Source organism: Rhizobacter sp. P3_B12 (assembly GCF_056402895.1).
Genome location: NZ_JBFUGN010001460.1, coordinates 1 through 1058, shown reverse-complemented (window position 1 = coordinate 1058; position 1058 = coordinate 1). Strand labels below are relative to the sequence as shown.

The window sequence follows — 1058 nt, the reverse complement described above, 5'->3', positions numbered from 1 at the left end:
GAGCAGATGAGCAACCTGGCCGGCGAGCCGCTGCTGGAACGCAGCGCCGGCGGGCCCGGCGGCGGGCGCACGCGGCTCACGCCGCGCGGCGGGCAGCTGCTGCGCAATGTCGTGCTGATCCAGCAGGAACATGCACGTTTCGTCGAGCGGCTGAACCGCCAGGCGGGCGGCCTGGCCGGCGACTATTCACTGATGGAAGGGCTGGCGATGAGAACGAGCGCACGCAACCAGTTCGCCGGCACCGTGGTGTCGCTGCGCGGCGGGGCCGTCAATGACGAGGTCGAGCTCGAGGCGATCGGCGGGCTGCGCATCGTCGCGAGCATCACGCACGAGAGCACCGTCGAGCTCGGCCTTGCGGTCGGCGCGAAGGCGTTCGCACTGATCAAGGCCTCGTCGATCATCCTGATGGCCGACCTGCGCGGCGTGCGGCTGTCGGCGCGCAACCAGCTGAAGGGCGTGGTGTCGCGCGTCACGCCGGGCGCGGTGAACTGCGAGGTGGTGCTGGCGCTGGCCGGCGGCGGCGCGGTGGCGGCCATCATCACCAACGACAGCGCGCAGGCCCTGGCGCTGGAGGTCGGCAGTTCGGCCACTGCCGTCTTCAAGGCCTCCAGCGTGATCGTCGGCGTGTCGGCCTAGACCGACGGGATCACATCGACCTCGTCTCGCCGCCGTCGATGCGCAGCACCGTGCCGGTCATCCAGCGCGCGCCGGGCGACACGGCGAACGCGATCAGCTCGGCGATCTCGCCGGCCTCGCCGAAGCGGCGGATGCCGGCCTGTTGCAGGGCGGCCGCTTTCGCGTCGTCCGGCGTGAGGCCCTTGGCAGCAGCCATCCGCTCGATCATGCCGAGCCGCCGGCCCGTCATCACCGCACCGGGCGAGACGCTGTTCACCTGAACGCCGTCGGCGATGCCGCGCTCGGCGAAGGCCTTCGCGAGCGCCTCGATCGCCGCATTGATCGCGCCCACCGCCGCCATCGATGCCTTCGGGGCCTCAGCGGCGTTGCCCGAGATGAACACCACGCTGCCGCCGCTGGCACGCAGGGCCTCCCATGCGCGC

The 1058-nt window shown here is 71.7% G+C and carries 2 protein-coding genes; one reads left to right on the top strand and one right to left on the bottom strand.

The features are described from left to right. On the top strand, positions 1-636 hold a 636-nt coding region (locus AC1D01_RS36085; RefSeq protein ID WP_477874532.1), incomplete at its 5' end, for a TOBE domain-containing protein. Between the two features lie 10 nt (positions 637-646). Here the strand turns inward: AC1D01_RS36085 and AC1D01_RS36080 are convergent. Then, on the bottom strand, positions 647-1058 hold a 412-nt coding region (locus tag AC1D01_RS36080; protein WP_477874530.1), incomplete at its 5' end, for an SDR family oxidoreductase.